Source organism: Finegoldia sp. P3-F-LR (assembly GCF_052932165.1).
The window spans coordinates 1-784 of sequence record NZ_JBRFJE010000048.1 but is presented as its reverse complement, the minus strand read 5'-3'; the positions used below and the strand labels follow the sequence as shown (position 1 = coordinate 784).

Annotated in this window: 1 protein-coding gene; it reads right to left on the bottom strand. The window is 37.0% G+C overall.

What is annotated here, in order from left to right; genetic code table 11:
- Positions 1–148: 148 nt before the first annotated feature.
- The gene (locus ACU68U_RS09225; RefSeq protein ID WP_154272014.1) at positions 149–652 is read right to left on the bottom strand and encodes a hypothetical protein; all 504 of its coding nucleotides are present in this window, start codon (positions 650–652) and stop codon (positions 149–151) included.
- Positions 653–784 lie beyond the last annotated feature (132 nt).

Genomic DNA, 784 nt, shown 5'->3' with positions numbered 1-784 from the left:
GTAGTTGACAGTTTTTGTGGCGGATGTTTCAACCCTAAAAGAGGCTCGTCATACTACTTCTTCATTATACAAAAATAGTGCAAGATAGGAATTACTTCCTTTCTTACACTATTTATGGTACTAAAAACAGGGACAAAACCCTGTTTTACTATCTTGAAGTTGGCGATGTCATTCCTTTGAGCAATTGACCAGTGACAGCGTCTCTTTCATTTTCGTGTCTATGATGTAGTGCGTTGTATTTTACTGTGTATGTTTGCGATTCTTTGTCTAATTTGATTTCCCAATCTTTGATGTCATCTTTATCAAGGGAATTTTCCTTTATTTCCATCTCGAAGATTTTGTCTTCGTCCAAGAATACATTATTCTTTCTTTTTTCTTTTGTTACTGGATCTTCTCCTTCAAGGTCGAGTCCGTTTTGCACTTTAACTCCTTCAGCGCTGACGTTTGCTTCGGAGTCACCGTTTTTTGCGATGATTCCATCTTTTCCGATTTTTGCTTCAGAGTCGCCGCTTTTTGCGATGATTCCATCTTTTCCGATGCTTACTTCTGCATCTCCGTTTTTCATATGTATGCCATTATTTCCAACGTTGTTCACTCCACAAGAACTTAGCATAGCGCATGCCAACAATACTACTAATAATTTCCTCTTCATGATATTATCCTCCTCGTATAATATAGTTGTAGTAATGAATACTACATTTTATTCTCAATCCCACTTTCATATGGGATAATAATTGTATAGATAGAGGTCGTAGCTATCCTCCTTGAAGCTAGTCTTCCTATT

What these genes read in the sequence shown, in the direction of transcription:
- ACU68U_RS09225 (WP_154272014.1), bottom strand. Translation starts at nt 652, where the DNA reads ATGAAGAGGAAATTATTAGTAGTATTGTTGGCATGCGCTATGCTAAGT.